13 protein-coding genes are annotated in these 17,410 nt (G+C 44.5%); 2 read left to right on the forward strand and 11 right to left on the reverse strand.

Annotated features, from left to right (window positions below; translation table 11 throughout):
* Positions 1 to 237: 237 nt before the first annotated feature.
* Positions 238 to 471 carry an HPr family phosphocarrier protein gene (locus tag V9W66_RS03460; RefSeq protein ID WP_439362994.1) on the reverse strand — a complete coding sequence of 78 codons (234 nt, stop codon included), beginning with the start codon at positions 469 to 471 and terminating at the stop codon, positions 238 to 240.
* A gap of 278 nt (positions 472 to 749) precedes the next feature.
* Entirely contained in the window at positions 750 to 2,144 is a 1,395-nt protein-coding gene (gene purF / locus V9W66_RS03465; protein ID WP_144094123.1) for an amidophosphoribosyltransferase, read from the reverse strand.
* 391 nt (positions 2,145 to 2,535) lie between these two features.
* Between purF and V9W66_RS03470 the strand changes: the two genes are divergently transcribed.
* Together V9W66_RS03470 and V9W66_RS03475 are read left to right on the forward strand one after the other, a co-directional pair.
* A complete protein-coding gene (locus V9W66_RS03470) occupies positions 2,536 to 4,638 on the forward strand; it encodes a glutamine synthetase III family protein (protein ID WP_144094124.1) in 2,103 nt (700 codons plus the stop codon).
* A gap of 291 nt (positions 4,639 to 4,929) precedes the next feature.
* The gene (locus V9W66_RS03475; RefSeq protein ID WP_144094125.1) at positions 4,930 to 6,654 is read left to right on the forward strand and encodes an ammonium transporter; all 1,725 of its coding nucleotides are present in this window, start codon (positions 4,930 to 4,932) and stop codon (positions 6,652 to 6,654) included.
* Between the two features lie 112 nt (positions 6,655 to 6,766).
* Here V9W66_RS03475 and V9W66_RS03480 read toward each other — a convergent pair whose 3' ends face one another.
* The 9 genes from V9W66_RS03480 to V9W66_RS03520 all read right to left on the reverse strand — a co-directional run bounded on the left by V9W66_RS03480 (position 6,767) and on the right by V9W66_RS03520 (position 17,046).
* Positions 6,767 to 7,417, reverse strand: a complete 651-nt coding sequence (locus V9W66_RS03480; RefSeq protein ID WP_144094126.1) for a trimeric intracellular cation channel family protein — start codon at positions 7,415 to 7,417, stop codon at positions 6,767 to 6,769.
* Positions 7,418 to 7,634: 217 nt separating this feature from the next.
* Positions 7,635 to 8,147, reverse strand: a complete 513-nt coding sequence (locus V9W66_RS03485; RefSeq protein WP_144094127.1) for a transcription repressor NadR — start codon at positions 8,145 to 8,147, stop codon at positions 7,635 to 7,637.
* Positions 8,148 to 8,335: 188 nt separating this feature from the next.
* On the reverse strand, positions 8,336 to 9,190 hold the full coding sequence (nadC, locus tag V9W66_RS03490; protein ID WP_059086301.1) for a carboxylating nicotinate-nucleotide diphosphorylase: 855 nt from the start codon (positions 9,188 to 9,190) through the stop codon (positions 8,336 to 8,338).
* Between the two features lie 101 nt (positions 9,191 to 9,291).
* Positions 9,292 to 10,551 (reverse strand): FAD-binding protein, encoded by a 1,260-nt coding sequence (locus V9W66_RS03495; protein ID WP_144094128.1) that lies wholly within the window; start codon positions 10,549 to 10,551, stop codon positions 9,292 to 9,294.
* Between the two features lie 73 nt (positions 10,552 to 10,624).
* The gene (gene nadA, locus V9W66_RS03500) at positions 10,625 to 11,530 is read right to left on the reverse strand and encodes a quinolinate synthase NadA (protein WP_144094129.1); all 906 of its coding nucleotides are present in this window, start codon (positions 11,528 to 11,530) and stop codon (positions 10,625 to 10,627) included.
* A gap of 404 nt (positions 11,531 to 11,934) precedes the next feature.
* A complete protein-coding gene (locus V9W66_RS03505; RefSeq protein WP_138276360.1) occupies positions 11,935 to 12,855 on the reverse strand; it encodes a sugar phosphate isomerase/epimerase family protein in 921 nt (306 codons plus the stop codon).
* The gene (locus tag V9W66_RS03510) at positions 12,852 to 14,960 is read right to left on the reverse strand and encodes a cytidylate kinase family protein (RefSeq protein WP_144094130.1); all 2,109 of its coding nucleotides are present in this window, start codon (positions 14,958 to 14,960) and stop codon (positions 12,852 to 12,854) included. The genes V9W66_RS03505 and V9W66_RS03510 overlap by 4 nt, the downstream gene beginning before the upstream one ends.
* 45 nt (positions 14,961 to 15,005) lie before the next feature.
* Positions 15,006 to 15,839 carry a sugar phosphate isomerase/epimerase family protein gene (locus V9W66_RS03515; RefSeq protein ID WP_021651116.1) on the reverse strand — a complete coding sequence of 278 codons (834 nt, stop codon included), beginning with the start codon at positions 15,837 to 15,839 and terminating at the stop codon, positions 15,006 to 15,008.
* Positions 15,840 to 16,041: 202 nt separating this feature from the next.
* The gene (locus V9W66_RS03520) at positions 16,042 to 17,046 is read right to left on the reverse strand and encodes a Gfo/Idh/MocA family protein (protein WP_144094131.1); all 1,005 of its coding nucleotides are present in this window, start codon (positions 17,044 to 17,046) and stop codon (positions 16,042 to 16,044) included.
* Positions 17,047 to 17,410: the final 364 nt, after the last annotated feature.

Here is a 17,410-nt window from a genome sequence, read left to right on the forward strand (position 1 = left end):
CCGTTCCTGACGCCTTTGTCAGTTATCTTTCATATAAAATATGGTTTACTATAAACTATTTTTTTTTATTTGTCAATAACTGATTTTTCATATAGTCTGCGGAATTTCTTCCTATGAAATGGATGTAAAGAAAAAACAGACGCCTGCTGAGAATTTCAAACTGATCTCCTGTCTCTGCAGTCACGTCTGCCTTTTCTTTTTATGTCTTTCATATCTTGTCTGTCTCTGCACTGTCTGTCAGGCAACTGCATATTTCTGAAGGAAACGATCAAACTCATGATCCTCGCCATGACAGGTTACTGTAAGAACTCTGGACAGATCCATGCTGAGGATTCCAAGAATAGATTTTGCATCAATTAAAATTCTGTTATATGAAATATCTACATCAAAATCACATTTACTTGCAGCCTTAACAAATTCTTTAACATCCTCTGTCGCATTCAATCTAATTTTTTTAGACATAAATATCATCCTCTCTTTTATCTCGGCAAAAAACCGGTCTTTTTTCGGCCTTGCTGTTTTCCTGTATATTCCAGACCAGCGGCCTTTTTTTATCTGGTTGTCCCACATTATGTCTCATATTGTCAGATTTGTCAAGTTGATGTTTTTATCGTTTTTAAGAGTCTTTCTATAAAAACCCGGATTTTATATGACAAAATCCGGGTTTTTTATATATTTATTGTGCAGTTTTTATATTTTCGTTTTTCAATCCATTATTTTTTACTGTGAGATTAATTCCACATAGTTCATTAATCCTGTTTGATTTCTGCCGGTATTTCCATCGGATAATTGCCATCAAAACATGCTTTGCACAGCGGAAGTCCACCTGCCATGCCTTCCAGATAATCGATCTGCATATAACCCAGGGAGTCTGCACCGATCATCTTACGGATTTCTTCCGTGCTGTGCTGTGCTGCGATGAGCTGGTCATTGGACGGCACATCGGTACCAAAATAACAGGGATGTAAAAATGGCGGGGAGCTGATACGTACATGGACTTCTTTTGCTCCTGCTTCTTTCAGCATGTGGATCAGATTGGCAATGGTAGTTCCGCGGACAATGGAATCATCCACCAGAATGATTCTCTTCCCCTTCACCACGGATTCCAGAACGCTCAGCTTCAGATGGACACTGGACTCTCTCTCCTGCTGTGTAGGCTTGATAAAAGTTCTTCCAATGTAACTGTTTTTATAGAACGCAAAGCCAAACGGGATTCCGGATTCCTCAGAATAGCCTTTTGCTGCCGGAAGTCCGGATTCCGGTACACCGGTTACCAGGTCCGCTTCTACCGGATAGGATTTTGCAAGAGATTTTCCTCCACGGATCCTTGCATCATAGATTTTCACGCCATCCATGGTGCTGTCCAGTCTTGCAAAATAAATATATTCAAAAACACAATGAGCATGCTTTTTCTTCTCAGTCAGTTTACTGGATTTCAGTCCGTTCCTGGTGATCGTGACGATCTCACCCGGTTCAATATCACGGATAAATTCCGCTCCTACAGATGTCAGCGCGCAGCTTTCAGATGCAAGGACATAGGCATTATCTCTTTTTCCAAGACAGAGGGGTTTCAGTCCGTAAGGATCACGGGCACCGATCAGCTTCCGGGGGCTCATGATCACAAGAGCATATCCTCCGCGGATCTTCTCTACGGTTTTATGTACTGCTTCCTCTACAGTGGCAGAATGCACACGTTCTCTTGCGATATGGAACGCGATAACCTCTGAGTCGGTAGTTGTATGGAAAATTGCGCCTGTCTGGATCAGCTCCCATTTCAGAGCTTCTGTATTAACCAGATTTCCGTTGTGCGCAAGTGCCAGACTTCCCTTGATATAAGAAAGTACCAGCGGCTGTGCATTCTCTGCGACAGATTCTCCGGTGGTGGAATAACGAACATGTCCGATTCCAATATCACCATTCATATTATGTACAACATCTTTTCGCAAAACTTCGCTTACCAGTCCGAGATCTTTATGGAACTGTACGTTTCCTCTTTCTCCGTCCGTCCTTGAAACGGCCATTCCGCAGGACTCCTGTCCCCTGTGCTGCAGCGAGGTAAGACCATAATAAATAGATGGTGCAATATTCCCTCCATCCAGATCATAAATCCCGAATACGCCACATTCTTCCTTTACTCCTGACATATTTTCCTCCATCTGTTCTTTCCGTATTGTACATCTTTGTCACTGGTCAAAAAGCTTCTTTTGCCTTGATCACTTATAGCGATCGCTGACTTTTCGACTGTATAACTACGATATCAGATTATAATAAAAGGACAAGATTTGTCAACCCTGCCTATTTTCCGACAGTCCGATCGCCCTGGTCAATTTTTTAGATTTTTTCAAAAAAGCTCTTGACAATATTTTATTTTGGTGTATACTGCAACACATAAAGCAAAGGCGCTTTGGATACGGCAGGTATCTGAAGCGCTTTTTTTGTTTTCCGGTCCGTTTATACCCGGTTCTTCCGGCAGCGGTCCTTATAAAATAATTAAAAATTATAATGAATGAGTGAAATCGAAAGGAGTGTACCTATATGGCACAGAGTATCCCTGAAATGTATGGCAGCCTTGTATTCAATGACAAAGTGATGCGAAGCAAACTGCCAAAGGACATGTACAAAGCATTAAAGAAAACAATTGAAAACGGAACTCATCTGGAACTGGACGTTGCAAATTCCGTAGCAGTTGCAATGAAAGAATGGGCTACTGAAAACGGTGCGACACATTACACACACTGGTTCCAGCCGATGACAAACGTAACTGCTGAGAAGCATGACAGTTTCATCTCCCCTACAGGTGACGGACAGGTGATCATGGATTTCTCCGGCAAAGAGCTGGTAAAAGGTGAGCCGGATGCATCCAGCTTCCCGTCAGGCGGACTTCGTGCTACTTTTGAAGCAAGAGGATATACAGCATGGGATCCTACTTCACCTGCATTCATCAAAGATAAAACTCTTTACATTCCTACTGCATTCTGTTCCTACAGCGGAGAGGCACTGGATAAGAAAACTCCTCTTCTTCGTTCCATGGATGTTCTGAACAAAGAAGCGGTTCGCATTCTTCACATCCTCGGAAACAAAGAGGTCCGTCACATCAACACAACCGTAGGACCTGAGCAGGAATATTTCCTGGTTGACAAGGATCTTTACAAGAAGAGAAAAGACCTGATCTTCTGCGGCCGTACTCTTCTGGGCGCTTCTGCACCAAAAGGACAGGAAATGGAAGATCATTACTTCGGAGCCCTGAAGCCTCGCGTTGCTGCTTACATGCATGATCTTGACGAAGAGCTTTGGAAGCTTGGCATTCCAGCCAAAACAAAACATAACGAGGTTGCTCCTGCACAGCACGAACTGGCTCCTGTATTTGATACCACAAATGTTGCTGTTGACCACAACCAGCTGACCATGGAGATCATGAAGAAGGTTGCCGACAAACACAACATGGTCTGCCTCCTTCACGAGAAACCATTTGAGGGAATCAACGGAAGCGGTAAACACAACAACTGGTCCATGAGCACAGACACAGGTGTAAACCTTCTTGATCCAGGAAAAACACCGGCAGAAAATACACAGTTCCTGGTATTCCTGGTAGCTGTCATCAAAGCCGTTGACGATTATGCTGATCTTCTCCGCGTATCCGTTGCAAGCGCCGGAAACGATCATCGTCTTGGAGCAAACGAGGCACCGCCTGCAATCGTATCCATCTTCCTTGGAGATGAGCTGACAGACGTACTGAAATCTATTGAAAACGATACCTTCTTCAGCAATAAGCATGCGGTACAGATGGATATCGGAGCAAAGGTACTTCCGCACTTCATAAAGGATACCACAGACAGAAACCGTACTTCACCATTTGCATTTACCGGAAACAAATTTGAGTTCCGTATGCTTGGTTCTGCAGCATCTGTCGCAAACCCGAACATCGTACTGAATACCGCTGTTGCAGAGGTTCTTGCAGAATTCAGCGCAGCTCTTAAGGATGTTCCGGAAGAAGAAATGGAAAGCGCAGTACATGCACTTCTTAAGAAGACCATTGAAGAGCATAAACGCATCATCTTTAACGGAAACGGCTATACAGACGAGTGGGTTGAAGAAGCTGAGAAACGTGGTCTCTACAATCTGAAAACAACTCCGGATGCACTTCCGCATTTCATTGCTGAGAAGAACATTGAGCTGTTTACAAAGCATGGCATTTTTACAAAGGAAGAGCTTTTCTCCCGTTACGAGATCTGGCTTGAGAACTATTATAAGACCATCAACATCGAGTCCAACACTCTTGCTGAGATGATCCAGAAGCAGGTAATTCCTTCTGTATATACATATGTTGAAAAGCTTGCAGATACTGCAGCTGCAAAGAAATCCGTAGTAGCTGATATTTCTGTAGCAAGTGAAGCTGCTCTGATCTCCAAACTGAGTACACTTGCAGACACCATGGCAAAAGATCTGGAAACTCTGAAAGCAGATACAGCAAAAGCTCTTGCTTCTTCTGACGATGTACTTGCATGCTCCAAGGCTTATCAGGGAACTGTTCTGGAAGACATGGAAGCTTTAAGAAAATCCGCTGATGAGGCAGAGGCTCTGATCCCGGATGAGTTACTTCCATATCCGACTTATGACGAGCTGTTATTCTCTATCTGACAGCTGATATCAGATAACAATTTCATACGGTAAATACAGGGGATATCCCTTATGAACTCTACTTCATAATTCATTATCGATTTCCTCATCCATTAATCACACGATACAGATATCCCCTGTTTTACATATACTAATTTTGATTTCGTAAAGGCGCGGAAGAGAATTTCCTCTCTCCTGCGCTTTTTCGTTATACTGATACTGGATAAATTCTATCTGTTTTTTCTGTCCGGTATTACAAAAATTCTTTCTATACATAATAGGAAAGAAAAAATTGGGAAAGGGAGTGTTACCATGTATTCTTCAGTAAACACAACTTGGGTCCTCGTCGGCGCAGCACTGGTCTTCTTCATGCAAGCTGGATTTGCAATGGTCGAAACAGGATTCACAAGAGCAAAAAACGCTGGAAATATCATCATGAAAAACCTGATGGACTTCTGTATCGGTACACCGGTCTTCTGGCTGGTTGGATTTGGCATCATGTTCGGTGCAGGAAACGGTTTCTTCGGCAAGATCGGCGGAATCGCCTCAGAGGCAAACTACGGAAACGCAATGCTTCCGGATGGAGTTCCTTTCTGGGCATTTCTCATCTTCCAGACTGTATTCTGTGCTACCTCTGCTACCATCGTATCCGGTGCCATGGCAGAGCGTACTAAATTCATCTCCTACTGTATCTACAGTTTACTGATCAGTCTCGTAGTATATCCTGTATCCGGTCACTGGATCTGGGGCGGCGGCTTTATCAGCCAGATGGGATTTCATGATTTCGCAGGTTCCTGTGCCGTTCACATGGTTGGTGGTGTTGCTGCACTGATCGGTGCCATCATCCTCGGACCTCGTATCGGAAAATATTCCAAATCCGGTAAATCCAGAGCGATCCCGGGACATAACCTTACGGTTGGCGCACTTGGTGTATTCATTCTCTGGTTCTGCTGGTTCGGTTTCAACGGTGCATCTACTGTCAGCATGGAAGGCGATGCCATTGTAAGCGCCGGAAAGATCTTCGTAACAACAAACCTTGCAGCTGCTGTTGCTACTGTAACAGTTATGCTGATCACATGGATCCGCTACAAAAAACCGGATGTTTCCATGTCCCTGAACGGTTCTCTTGCAGGACTGGTAGCCATCACAGCAAGCTGTGATACCGTATCTCCTACATCTGCAGCTATCATCGGAATCCTCTCCGGATTCATTGTAGTATTTGGTATTGAATTTATTGATAAAGTTCTCAAAATTGATGACCCGGTTGGTGCTGTTGGCGTTCACGGTCTTAACGGTGCTTTCGGAACCCTTGCTGTCGGTCTTTTCTCCGACGGTGCAGGTACCGAGTGGAAGGGTCTTCTCACAGGCGGTGGTTTCCATGGCTTCGGTGTTCAGTTTATTGGTATGGCTATCACCATCGCATGGGTTGCTGTTACTATGACAATTATCTTCCAGGTGATCAAACACACCATCGGTCTTCGTGTTTCCGCTGAGGAAGAGATCGCAGGTCTAGATATGAAAGAGCATGGCCTCGCAAGTGCATACGATGGATTCTTTGTACAGGATACCATGACAAAGGCTCCGACTCCAATGGGAACTTCCGTAAAAGCCCCTGTTGTAAAACATGCTCCTTCTGCTCCTGCTGAATCTGTTCCTGAAATTCCTGCAGACGGCGTACACAAACTGACAAAGGTTGTTATCATCACACGTCAGAACAAGCTGGATGAGTTTATGCAGGCTATGAACGAGATCGGCGTAACCGGTATCACTATCACAAACGTTATGGGCTGTGGTGTTCAGAAGGGTGCTCCAACCTACTATCGTGGTGTTGAGGTTGACATGAACCTCCGTCCGAAGGTTAAGATCGAGATCGTTGTAAGTCTTGTACCGGTTCAGAAGGTTATTGATACTGCAAAAGAAGTTCTTCATACCGGTCAGATCGGTGATGGTAAGGTCTTCGTTTACGATATCGAAAACGTTGTCAAGATCCGTACCGGCGAGGAAGGCTTCCTGGCTCTGCAGGATACAGACGCATGATTCTCTTATGAGAGGAACAGATAAAATCTTTCTACGCAATATAAACCAAATAAAAGCCAAAAAGCTCCGGAACATTATTCCTTAAATGTTCCGGAGCTTTTCATATCTTTTTTTATTCTCTTCTCAGTCTCGGCAGATTCCACCGGTAATGTGCCGCCAGGTACCGGATCAGGATCACTACTACCGTTCCGATCACCATGGCCGGCACTCCGCCCCACAGCCTGTATATCCAAACACAGGCAATGGCTCCTACAATAGACGCACAGGCATAAATATGGCGCACAAAAATATATGGCGGTACTCCTGCCATCATATCACGGATAAGGCCGCCTCCGACTCCTGTGACAGTCCCAAGAAATACAAGAAAAAATGTTCTTTCCATATACCCCTGGGAAATCCCCTTATCAACCCCCATGACAGTAAACACACCAAGGCCAACCGTATCCATCACCAGCATCACCTTATCATAGACCAGCCGGTTCCCGCCTTCCAGCAGTTCCTGCTTCCAGTACATCACTGCAAAAACAATACAGGCCGTCACGGTTGCCACAATGGTATACAGCGGATCCTGAAACATTCCCGGCGGCACGATTCCCAGGATAATATCCCTGGTAGCTCCTCCGCCCACTGCAGTCACCACTCCAAGAACGCAGACCCCGAAAATATCCATTCCTCTCTGCGCCCCCACCATAGCTCCGGAAGCAGCAAACGCAACAGTTCCTGCCATCTCCAGCATAAATGTAAACATACTCTGATAATCCATTTCCCCCTCCATGCATATCAAGCCGTATTTTTTCCCACCCTCATATCTGCATCCTGTTTTCCCTGTCTGTACATTTCCACAAGGTGCACATTTCCGCAGGGTGCAAGAAGGAACCCTGCCATGCAGGATTCCTTCTCCTATTTTCGTGATCACTATATTTTCATATTAACAGAATTTTCTCATTCTGTATATCTTTTCTTTTTGTATCTGACTTCTGCTATTCTGCTTCGATCAGAAATCCTCGCCGTTTCAGCATATCCTGGATCATATCCAGGATTTCCCCGGATTCTGCCTCTACTTTATGATAATGATAATCCGATGTGATATTCTTCAGAGGACTGGACTTGCCGCTTCGGATATCCTCCATAAAATTCTCAACCTGGCGCCTGGAGCTGATATTCAGTTCTGCCTCGATATGCCCGTAAACTCTGTGATTCACCATTACATTGATCACTTTTCCGCCGAGATCCACAATCCCGCAGAGCTCGTTCTCCAGATCCGCATCTGTATGATGCACCTTGAATATCCGGCTCACAGTATGGGGAGCCGTAAAAATATATCCTCTGTTGGTGGAGATCACATCATTCCCCTCCGCGCGTATCAGCGCAATATCCTGCACGATCACCTGTCTGCTGACCTGAAATGTTCTGGCCAGAGCACTTCCTGAGACCGGCCGTTCACTGTTTTTAATTTGATCCATGATCGCTGTCCTGCGTTCTGAACCAGTCATTTAAGTTCCCCTTTCCTGGCTGTGCCTGTACTTTTTGTTCCGATACCCCTCTCCTTCATTCTCGCGATATCTCCAACCCGGCCAGACATCACCTGCTATGCCTCTGCTTCCGGCAATTCACGCTTCTTTTCTGATATTCGGGGTATTTCCTTTCACAGCACTCGGTATTCTGTAAAATCCTGCATTTTTCAGGAAAGCGGATGAAGATTTTTAAGCGAAATATCAAGGATCGGTGCAGAATGCGTTAATGCACCACTTGATACATAGTCTACACCAACATCCCTGATCTTTGCAATGTTTTCTTTTGTAACATTTCCGGAGCATTCAGTTTTTGCTCTTCCATCAATCAGCTGCACCGCCTCTTTCATCATCTCCGGAGTCATGTTATCAAGCATGATGATATCTGCGCCGGCCTCAACAGCTTCTTTTACCTGATCAAGAGTTTCTACCTCAACTTCGATCTTGCGGACAAAAGGAGCGTACTCCTGCGCCATTTTTACAGCATTCGCAACGCTTCCTGCTGCTCCGATGTGATTGTCTTTCAAAAGAACTCCATCTGAAAGATTATATCTGTGGTTCTGTCCACCGCCTACACGAACAGCATATTTCTCAAAAATACGCATATTCGGCGTCGTTTTTCTGGTATCCAGCAATGTGATCCCTGTTCCTTCAAGAAGTGACGCAACCGAATGTGTATAGGTTGCGATCCCGCTCATTCTCTGAAGATAATTCAGTGCCACACGCTCGCCGGAAAGAAGCACCCGGATATCTCCTGTAACTTTTCCCATTTTCTGACCTTTTTTTACTTCATCGCCGTCCTTGCAGAACAGCTCCACTTTTGTGTCAGCATCCAGAAGCGTAAATACACGGCTGAAGATTTCCAGTCCCGCAATGATTCCATCCTCTTTACAGATCAGATCTACCTCTCCCGGAACTGCTTCTTTCATAACAGAGTTTGTGGTAACGTCTTCGCTTGAAATATCTTCCTTTAAAGCCTCCAGGATCAGGTGATCTACCTGAAGTGTCATTGTGATCTTATTCATTTTACAATCCCTTCTCTTTCTTAATTATCACAGCAGCCCTGTTCTCCAAAGCAAGGCTGCTCCTGTCTTTCATAATACGGATATTTATATTCCGTCTGCATTCACGCCGCCCCTGCAGCACTTTTCTTTTCTGCTGAGATTGCTTTGGCTGCACGTTTTGCAAATACAAGGCTCTCCAGCAGGGAATTACTTGCCAGTCTGTTCGCGCCATGTACACCGTTGCAGCTGGTTTCTCCCACTGCATAAAGCTGGTCCATGCTGGTCTTGCTGTCAGAATCCACCCAGATACCGCCCATGAAATAATGCTGAGCAGGAACAACAGGGATGCATTCTTTTGTCACATCATAGCCTTCTTCCAGACACCTCTGATAAATATTCGGAAAATGATTCAGGATCGTATCTTTATCAATATTTTCCATGGAAAGCCATACATGGTCTGTTCCTTCTTTTTTCATTTCTTCCCGGATCGCATTTGTTACTACATCTCTTGGAAGAAGTTCATTGACAAAACGCTCTTTTTTGCTGTTATAAAGTACTGCACCTTCTCCGCGGACCGATTCTGAGATCAGGAATCTGCGGCCCGGTTTCTTGGAATACAGCGTTGTCGGATGGATCTGCACATAATCCAGATGTTCCAGACGCACATTGTGTTTTTTTGCAATATCAAGAGCATCCCCTGTAAGATGCGGATAGTTGGTGGAATGCACATATCTTCCTCCGATCCCGCCGCTGGCCAGGATCGTATCCTGTGCATAAATCTCTACCTGGATCTCTCCGCCCGGCTGGATCTCTTCCTGGGTTTTCACTGCTTTTCCGGCTTCCATAGCTTCAAGACGTGCCCTGTTCGCTTCTGCGGAAACTGCCTTCAGACCTGTACATTTGCCATTCTCCACAAGAATATCCTGCATGGTAGTATATTCCAGAATTGTTACATTTTCAAGCTTCAGAACCTGCTGGAGCAGTTTTTCGGAAATTTCTTTTCCTGTGATATCCTCATGATAAAGGATCCTCGGTCTGGAATGTGCACCTTCTCTTGTATAGGCAAAATCATCTCCATCCATCTTGAAATCCACGCCATATCCGACAAGATCATTAATGATATCTCTGGAGCCTCGGATCATAATGTCTACCGACTCTTTTCTGTTTTCGTAATGTCCTGCCTTCATGGTGTCTTCAAAATAGCTGTCGTAATCGTTTTCATCACGAAGCACACAGATTCCCCCCTGCGCCAGGAAAGAATCACTGCTCCTCATATCCTCTTTTGTGATGATCACGATCTTTTTGTCCCGCGGAAGCTTCAAGGCACTGAACATACCTGCAACACCTGTTCCCACGATCACTACGTCTGTTTTAATTCTCATTGCTTTTCGCCTCTCTGTCTTGATTTCTCTTTTCAGCCAACTCAGACAAATCTTTTATACAAATGTGTTTTATTTATATTGCCAGTTCCAGCATCCGCTCCAGCGGTCTCTTCGCGTTTTCACGTGTCTCGTCTGTTACATGAACCTCATTCTCTCCGGTTTTCAGAACGTGGAGAACTTTTTCCAGAAATACTTTTTTCATGTTTTTGCAGACCGGTACGGTTTCTGTGAAGTAGAATTTTTTATCCGGGCAGGTAGTTTCCAACTTGTACTGAACGCCACATTCTGTGCAGATGATAAACTCTTTATTGTCACTTTCCTGTGCATATTTAATGATTCCGGATGTGCTTCCGATGTAATCAGCCTGTTTCAGAACTGTCTGAGGACATTCCGGATGTGCCAGAACCAGTGCATCCGGGTGCGCTTCTTTTGCTGCTTTTACTTCTTCCGGATCCATAAATTCATGGACAATACAGAAACCTTCGTTGTAAATAAAGTTCTTCTCAGGAACCTGTTCTGCAATAAAATGTGCAAGATTTCTGTCCGGGATAAAAAAGATGTTTTTGTTCGGAAGCGCTTTTACGATCTTTACTGCATTTGCGGAAGTAACACATACATCAGAAAGCTCCTTCAATGCTGCTGTGGAATTAATGTAACAGACAACTGCCACATCGTCATATTCCTCTCGCACCTTGCGGATGCCTTCTTCTGTTGCCATATGAGCCATCGGACAGTCTGCATCTATGGCAGGCATCAGAACAGTTTTATCCGGACTTAAGATCTTGGCGCTCTCTCCCATAAATCCTACTCCACAGAACACGATCGTCTTCTCTTTCGCGCTGGCTGCGATCTTGCTGAGATAAAAGGAATCTCCTATATAGTCAGCTACATCCTGCACTTCGGGGCGCACGTAGTAGTGTGCAAGGATGATGGCATCTTTTTCTTTTTTTAATTTCTGGATTTCTTCTGCAACTGTCATTATCTTTCACCTTTCCTGCAGGATTTCTTTTTTGAGTTCCTGCTTTTGCTTTCTGGTACAGCGAATATTAAGTAACCGCCATATTGACTTGTCTTAATTTTCGCTGTACTAGTCTTTATTATGCAGATGCTTCTGATCTGCTTTTTTATTATCATGTAACTTTTTTCAAAACATCTTACACATAATACCACAGTCCTTTACATGTGACAAGACAGTTGTTTGATATATGTAAAGTTTTTTTGTAAAGAAAGACATAAAAAAACACGGTTTCCACAATGAAACTTTCATCCTGGAAACCGTGTTTCTGCACGCATTCATTATTTTATCAGTCTTATTCACCGTTCTGCGTACTGTCAGCTGCTCATTTATTACAGTTTTCTTTCTGATCTGCCGCGATCACCCGATCATTTTCCCAGCAGTTCTCTCTCAATCCGCTCTCTTGCTTCCGGTGCCTGCTTATCCATCTTTTCCGGAAAACCAAACATGGAAACGCAGGCAATGTTATCGCCGCCGGCTTTCGGTGCATCCGGTTTCAGCTGCTTGCTGGCAAAATCCATTTCTCTCAATGTTTCAAAAATACCATCAAAATCCACATCACCCTCACCCATTGCAAGATGCTGATGCACCGTCACATCCGCTTTTCCACGGCCATTCAGCCACGGCGGATTTAAAATGTACCTGCAGTCCATGGTCTGGTTAAAGGTATCCGCAAAAAGTACATGGGTCAGTTCATCTCCTGCATATTTCAGCATGGACCGCACATCTCCTTTGCCCTCATCGTAGAAGAAGCCGTGAGGAGAAGAATACACATAACCAAGGTTTGGAGAACGGAAGGATTTCACCATATCACAGGTCTCATTATTCAGCTCACAGAAATCATAAGGATGAGACTGGATCTCCACACGGATACCCTCACGCTCGATCAGCGGAAGCAATTCCTCCATGGATTTAAACCACATTCCATTGCAGATTTCCTGCTGGTTCGGATCACCCGAAAGCTCTGTATTGATAACCTTCACTCCCATATCTCCGGCGATCTGGATCATCCGTTTCCAGTTTGCAACTGCAAACTGTCTCTGTTCCTCCGTCGGACCAGACCAGCGATACACCACGATAAAGGACGAAATCTCAACGCCAGTCTCTTTAAGAGCCTGTCTGTATTCCTGTTCACATTCTTTTGAAAACAACGGATGCTTATAGAACGGATTGATTCTCGGATGTGGAGACTGTTCAATATATTTATATCCCCAGTCCGCCACCTGATGGACCATACGGTTGATATCCATCTGTTTCGCAAGAACATCTACGTCAAATGCGATCTTCATGATGCATTCCCTCCTTTTTCCTCTTCTTTATTCCGGATATAATCCAGGATCAGGCTGGCCGCTCCGGCTACACCTGTTTTGGATACATTGATCACCATATCGTAATAATGGGGATCGTCTCTGCGGATTCCGGTAAACTTCTCATAATATTCATTTCGGATCTGATCACGTTTCTTCAGTTCTCCAAGAGACTGGCCTTTATAATATTCCTGGCCCTCTTTTTCCCGGTAAGCATCATCTGCATAAACGAAAAAGCTGTATGTATGCGGCTCTCCACGAAGCACATAATTGGCACATCTTCCCAGGAATACACCTGGTCTTCTCTCAGAAAGCTCACGGATGATCCGGCTCTGCACCTCAAACATCTGAACACCTGTATAATCTGCTGCCGCACCTGCCGATGAATGTCCATACGGGGAAAATGTAAGCTCAGAATCCTCATAATTGTAGGAATCCAGATACTGCCTTACACTTTCCAGATCTGCTTTTTCCATACCGAACTTTTCTGCCATAAGACAGATGATCTGACGATCATAAACCTTGCAGTCCAGCGCTTTTGCAACATCCTCGGCAATCTTTCTTCCACTGCTGCCATACAGTCTTCCAATTGCCACGTTGATCCGGTTTCCGGAAGCTTCCGGTAACGGCATGGACTGGATCTCGCCCGGCACAGAGACGCTTTCCTCTCCCGATTCTCGCCGGATCAGTTCACGCATCATTTTGTCATAAACTTTGTCCAGCTGGTAGCATGCTGCGACCACAAACATCACTACCCAGATTGCTATCGGAACATACAGATAAAATCCCTTGATCACGCGGATTGCCTCTGCAGACTGCTCTGCCGCTGTCGCCTTTGTTCCGTCAAAGTATGCCGCCGAAAGAATTCCTCCCATAATAGCAGAAGTCAGTCCGGAACCGGCTTTCTGACCCATACTCATAGATGAGAACATCAGACCCTCCACACGCTTGCCTGTTTTCCACTGGCCATACTCAATAGCATCGCTTGGAAGAGAATACTGCACACCATAGAACGGGGCAATTCCGATACCTCTCATGATACAGGTTACAACACCAAGCGAAACACTGGTAATATTCATCAGGAACAGAAGCTGTCCTGCAACGCCCAGGATACAGCCGGCACAGATGAGATTTCTTTTTCCATAGCGAGGAAGCACCTTCGGAAGAAGAGCAATTCCTGCCACAGTTGCCAGTTTCTCCGCTGCGGAAAGAGGCATGACGAGATCTACATTTCCGAGTACATACTGGCAGTAATAGGTAAGGTCTGTTCCGATAATGATCTGGTATGCGGTATAAAAGATCATCAGCCCCAGAGCAATAAGGAAATACCGGTTGGTAACGGTTGCTTTAAATGCTTCCACAAAAGGAATATCTTCCTTTTCCTGTTTTGCTGCAGAAACACGCTCTGTACAGACCATATAAGTATTCACAAGTACACCGACAGAAATGATCGCATAGCCTGCAGTTACCAGGATCCAGGCCATCTGCTGATTGCCGGTAATATTCGCTACGATATTGATCAGCGGCAGTGTGAACGCAGTAATGATCATACTTGCTGTGATCGACAATACCATGCGGATGTTACAGATCACATCACGTTCACGACGGTCACGGCTCATCAGAGATCCCAGTGCATGGAATGGCTGGCTGATAGCAGTGTATACAACCGTATTCATGATATTATAGGTAACAAAAGCATAGATGATCTTTCCCATATTTCCCATTGGCGGCATGGTGAACAAAAGCACCGCTGCCAGCGCATAAGGAACCGCAAGTCTTAAGATCCAGATCCTGGCTTTTCCATACTTGGAATGAGTCCGGTCGATAATAGTTCCCATCAGCACATCGGAAAATCCATCAAAAATACGGGACAAAAGCATGATCATTCCTACCGCACCTGCTGATATTCCAACAACGTTGGTATAAAAATAGATCAGCAGAGTTGTAGTCATGGTATACATCAAGGTCAGTGCCGGATCACCAAAACAGTATGCCAGCTTTTCCGACAACGGAACCTTGATGAATTCATTCAAGTCTTTCCCCTTCTGCTTGTAATTCAACAATTCAGGGATTCCCTTACCAGCCATAGCATCTACCTCCTATCGGTTTAAGGTCGGACCTTTCTGAATGAATTATCCGAAATATTTCTGCACAAAGTCTCTGGTAACTTCCGCAGCCTTTTTCACGTTGTCCTCATGGCTCATTGCATAGTATTCCGGACGGAACTCTTCAATGGTGCAAACGCCATCAAAGCCGATTTCCTTCAGTGCAGCTGCGATTCCTGCATGATCTACAACACCCTCACCCGGCCACAGTCTCTTGTCGTCTCCGCAGGAGCCAAGCGGAAGATCCTCACAGTCATTTAAATGGTATGCAAAAATCTTCTTGCCATCAGCAGCTCTCAGGTCCTCAAGGCGGGAGCACATCTCATGGAAATGGAAGGTATCCACGGTAACGCCTACATTATCTCTGTCTACTGCTTTTACCACATCATAGGCTGTTCCAAACTGGTTGATGGAGCAGTTCGGTGCACCACAGAACTCCAAGGAAATCTTCATATCCGCGCCAACCTTATCGGAAAGATAACGAAGACGTGCAACTGCTTCTTCTTTGATCTCACTGACAGATTTGTCTTTTACATCAAAGCTTGGAACGGTGATCAGCATTTTCATCCCGATCGCTTTGGAAACCTTCAGGATAAAATCAACTTCTTCGTCAATCTCTTTTTCCCCTGCCTCATCTCTCTGGTTAAAGAAGATCAGAGTGTTGTATGCCCATGGTTTCAGATGATGATTCTTAAACCAGTCTGCAAGCTCTTCCAGTGTATGCTCTTTGAGATAGTCCTTTACGCAGTCAAAGCGGATCTCAATATAATCAAAACCATATTTCTCGCACATCTCCAGGTCTGCCATAAGAGACTGTCCTTTACATTCCAGTGCAGTTGCTTCATTAAATCCTAATTTCATCTTCAATACCCTCCATATGTTTTTACTTTTCAGCCAATTTTTCCAGTTAATCTCACCGGCAGGTTTTCCACTGCAGTTTCAACAAAGCCGAAGCGGAATCGGATCCTGCCGGTAACTGCTGCCGCAGACGCATTGGGGAAGTCTGTAGCAATAAGTTGGTATGACAACTCACACTTGATGAGGTGGAGCTCGTAAAATATATTTATTTATAAAAATCCGGCTTCTCAACTGCTGAAACGATTTTCTCGATCTGTCCGGTTTCCTGCGCTTTTACAAGAGCATCTGCCGTGATCGCTGCCAGGTATCCATCCCATGCATTCGGTCCTGTGATCACTCCTGCCTCTGCGTTATCAACCCAGTCCTGAACCTCTTTATCATAAGCGTCTTTAAATCTTACGAAGCAGTCTGTGTCAATAGCAGTGGACACTGCCGCATTCTTGCGGATAGACGGATAAGCCGGCTGTGCCATTTTCAGTGCACCGTCCTCACATACAACTTCACAGTTGATGTCATATCCGAACTTGCAGTTTACAAATACTTCTACATCAATGCATACACCTTTTTTAGTACGAAGCATCATGATCTGCGGATCCTTCAGCTCAGAGTGGGAATATTTCGTCACTCTTGGCATTACTACCTGTGCTGATTCATACTCATCATCTACAAGCCAGTGAAGGACATCGATCTCATGGATTGCGGTATCGTGCACAGCCATTGGTGTGTTGTAATTGGTACCTACCTCCGGATTTCTGTGTGTACAGTGAAGGATCAGCGGCTCGCCGTATTCTCCGGTTGCAAGCGCTTCCTTGATCTGCTGATATCCCTTGTCATAGCGTCTCATAAATCCAAGCTGGATGAGATGTTTGCCGGCTGCCTCCTCTGCCTTTACTACTTTCAGGCAGTCCTCAGCAGTTGTACATAATGGTTTCTCACAGAAAATCCTCTTGCCGGCCTCGATCGCCTGAAGAAGAGAATCTACATGTGCGAAGCCCGGAGATACGATAAATACTGCATCTACGTTCTCTGCATTGATGAGCTCCTTACTGTCTGCATAGACTTTTGCTCCGCAGATCTCGGCTGCTTTCCTGGCACTTTCCTCAAATACATCGGAAACAGCTACTACTTCTGCTCCCTGGATCTTCTCTGTCAGTCTTCTGATATGATCTCTTCCCATTCCGCCGCATCCGATAACTCCTACTCTTAACATTTTAAATTCCTCCGTTCATTTTTTTGTTTTTTATTGTTTTCTGTTTTGTGTTCTTTTTGATGATGTTATATTATCATTTTGTGCACGTGAACGCAATGTCTTTTTTATACAAAATTTCCATTTTGTTTTTATGCGATTTTCACTATTTGTTACTTTATTCACATATTTTCTTTGTTTTACAGTATTTTTTCGTCATTCACTCACATTTTCGCATCTATAAAATGACTTACTATGCTTATTACAAACGTTAATCATATAGCGTTTTATTATGTGCACAAGAACGCAATATTTCTTTTCCCTTATACCCTAGTAGAGTTTATGTAGAATATTGTTGTATTTCAACACATAAAGAGTTATACTTATA

It is taken from the genome of Blautia massiliensis (ex Durand et al. 2017), from assembly GCF_051861785.1.
Classification (GTDB): domain Bacteria; phylum Bacillota; class Clostridia; order Lachnospirales; family Lachnospiraceae; genus Blautia_A; species Blautia_A luti_A.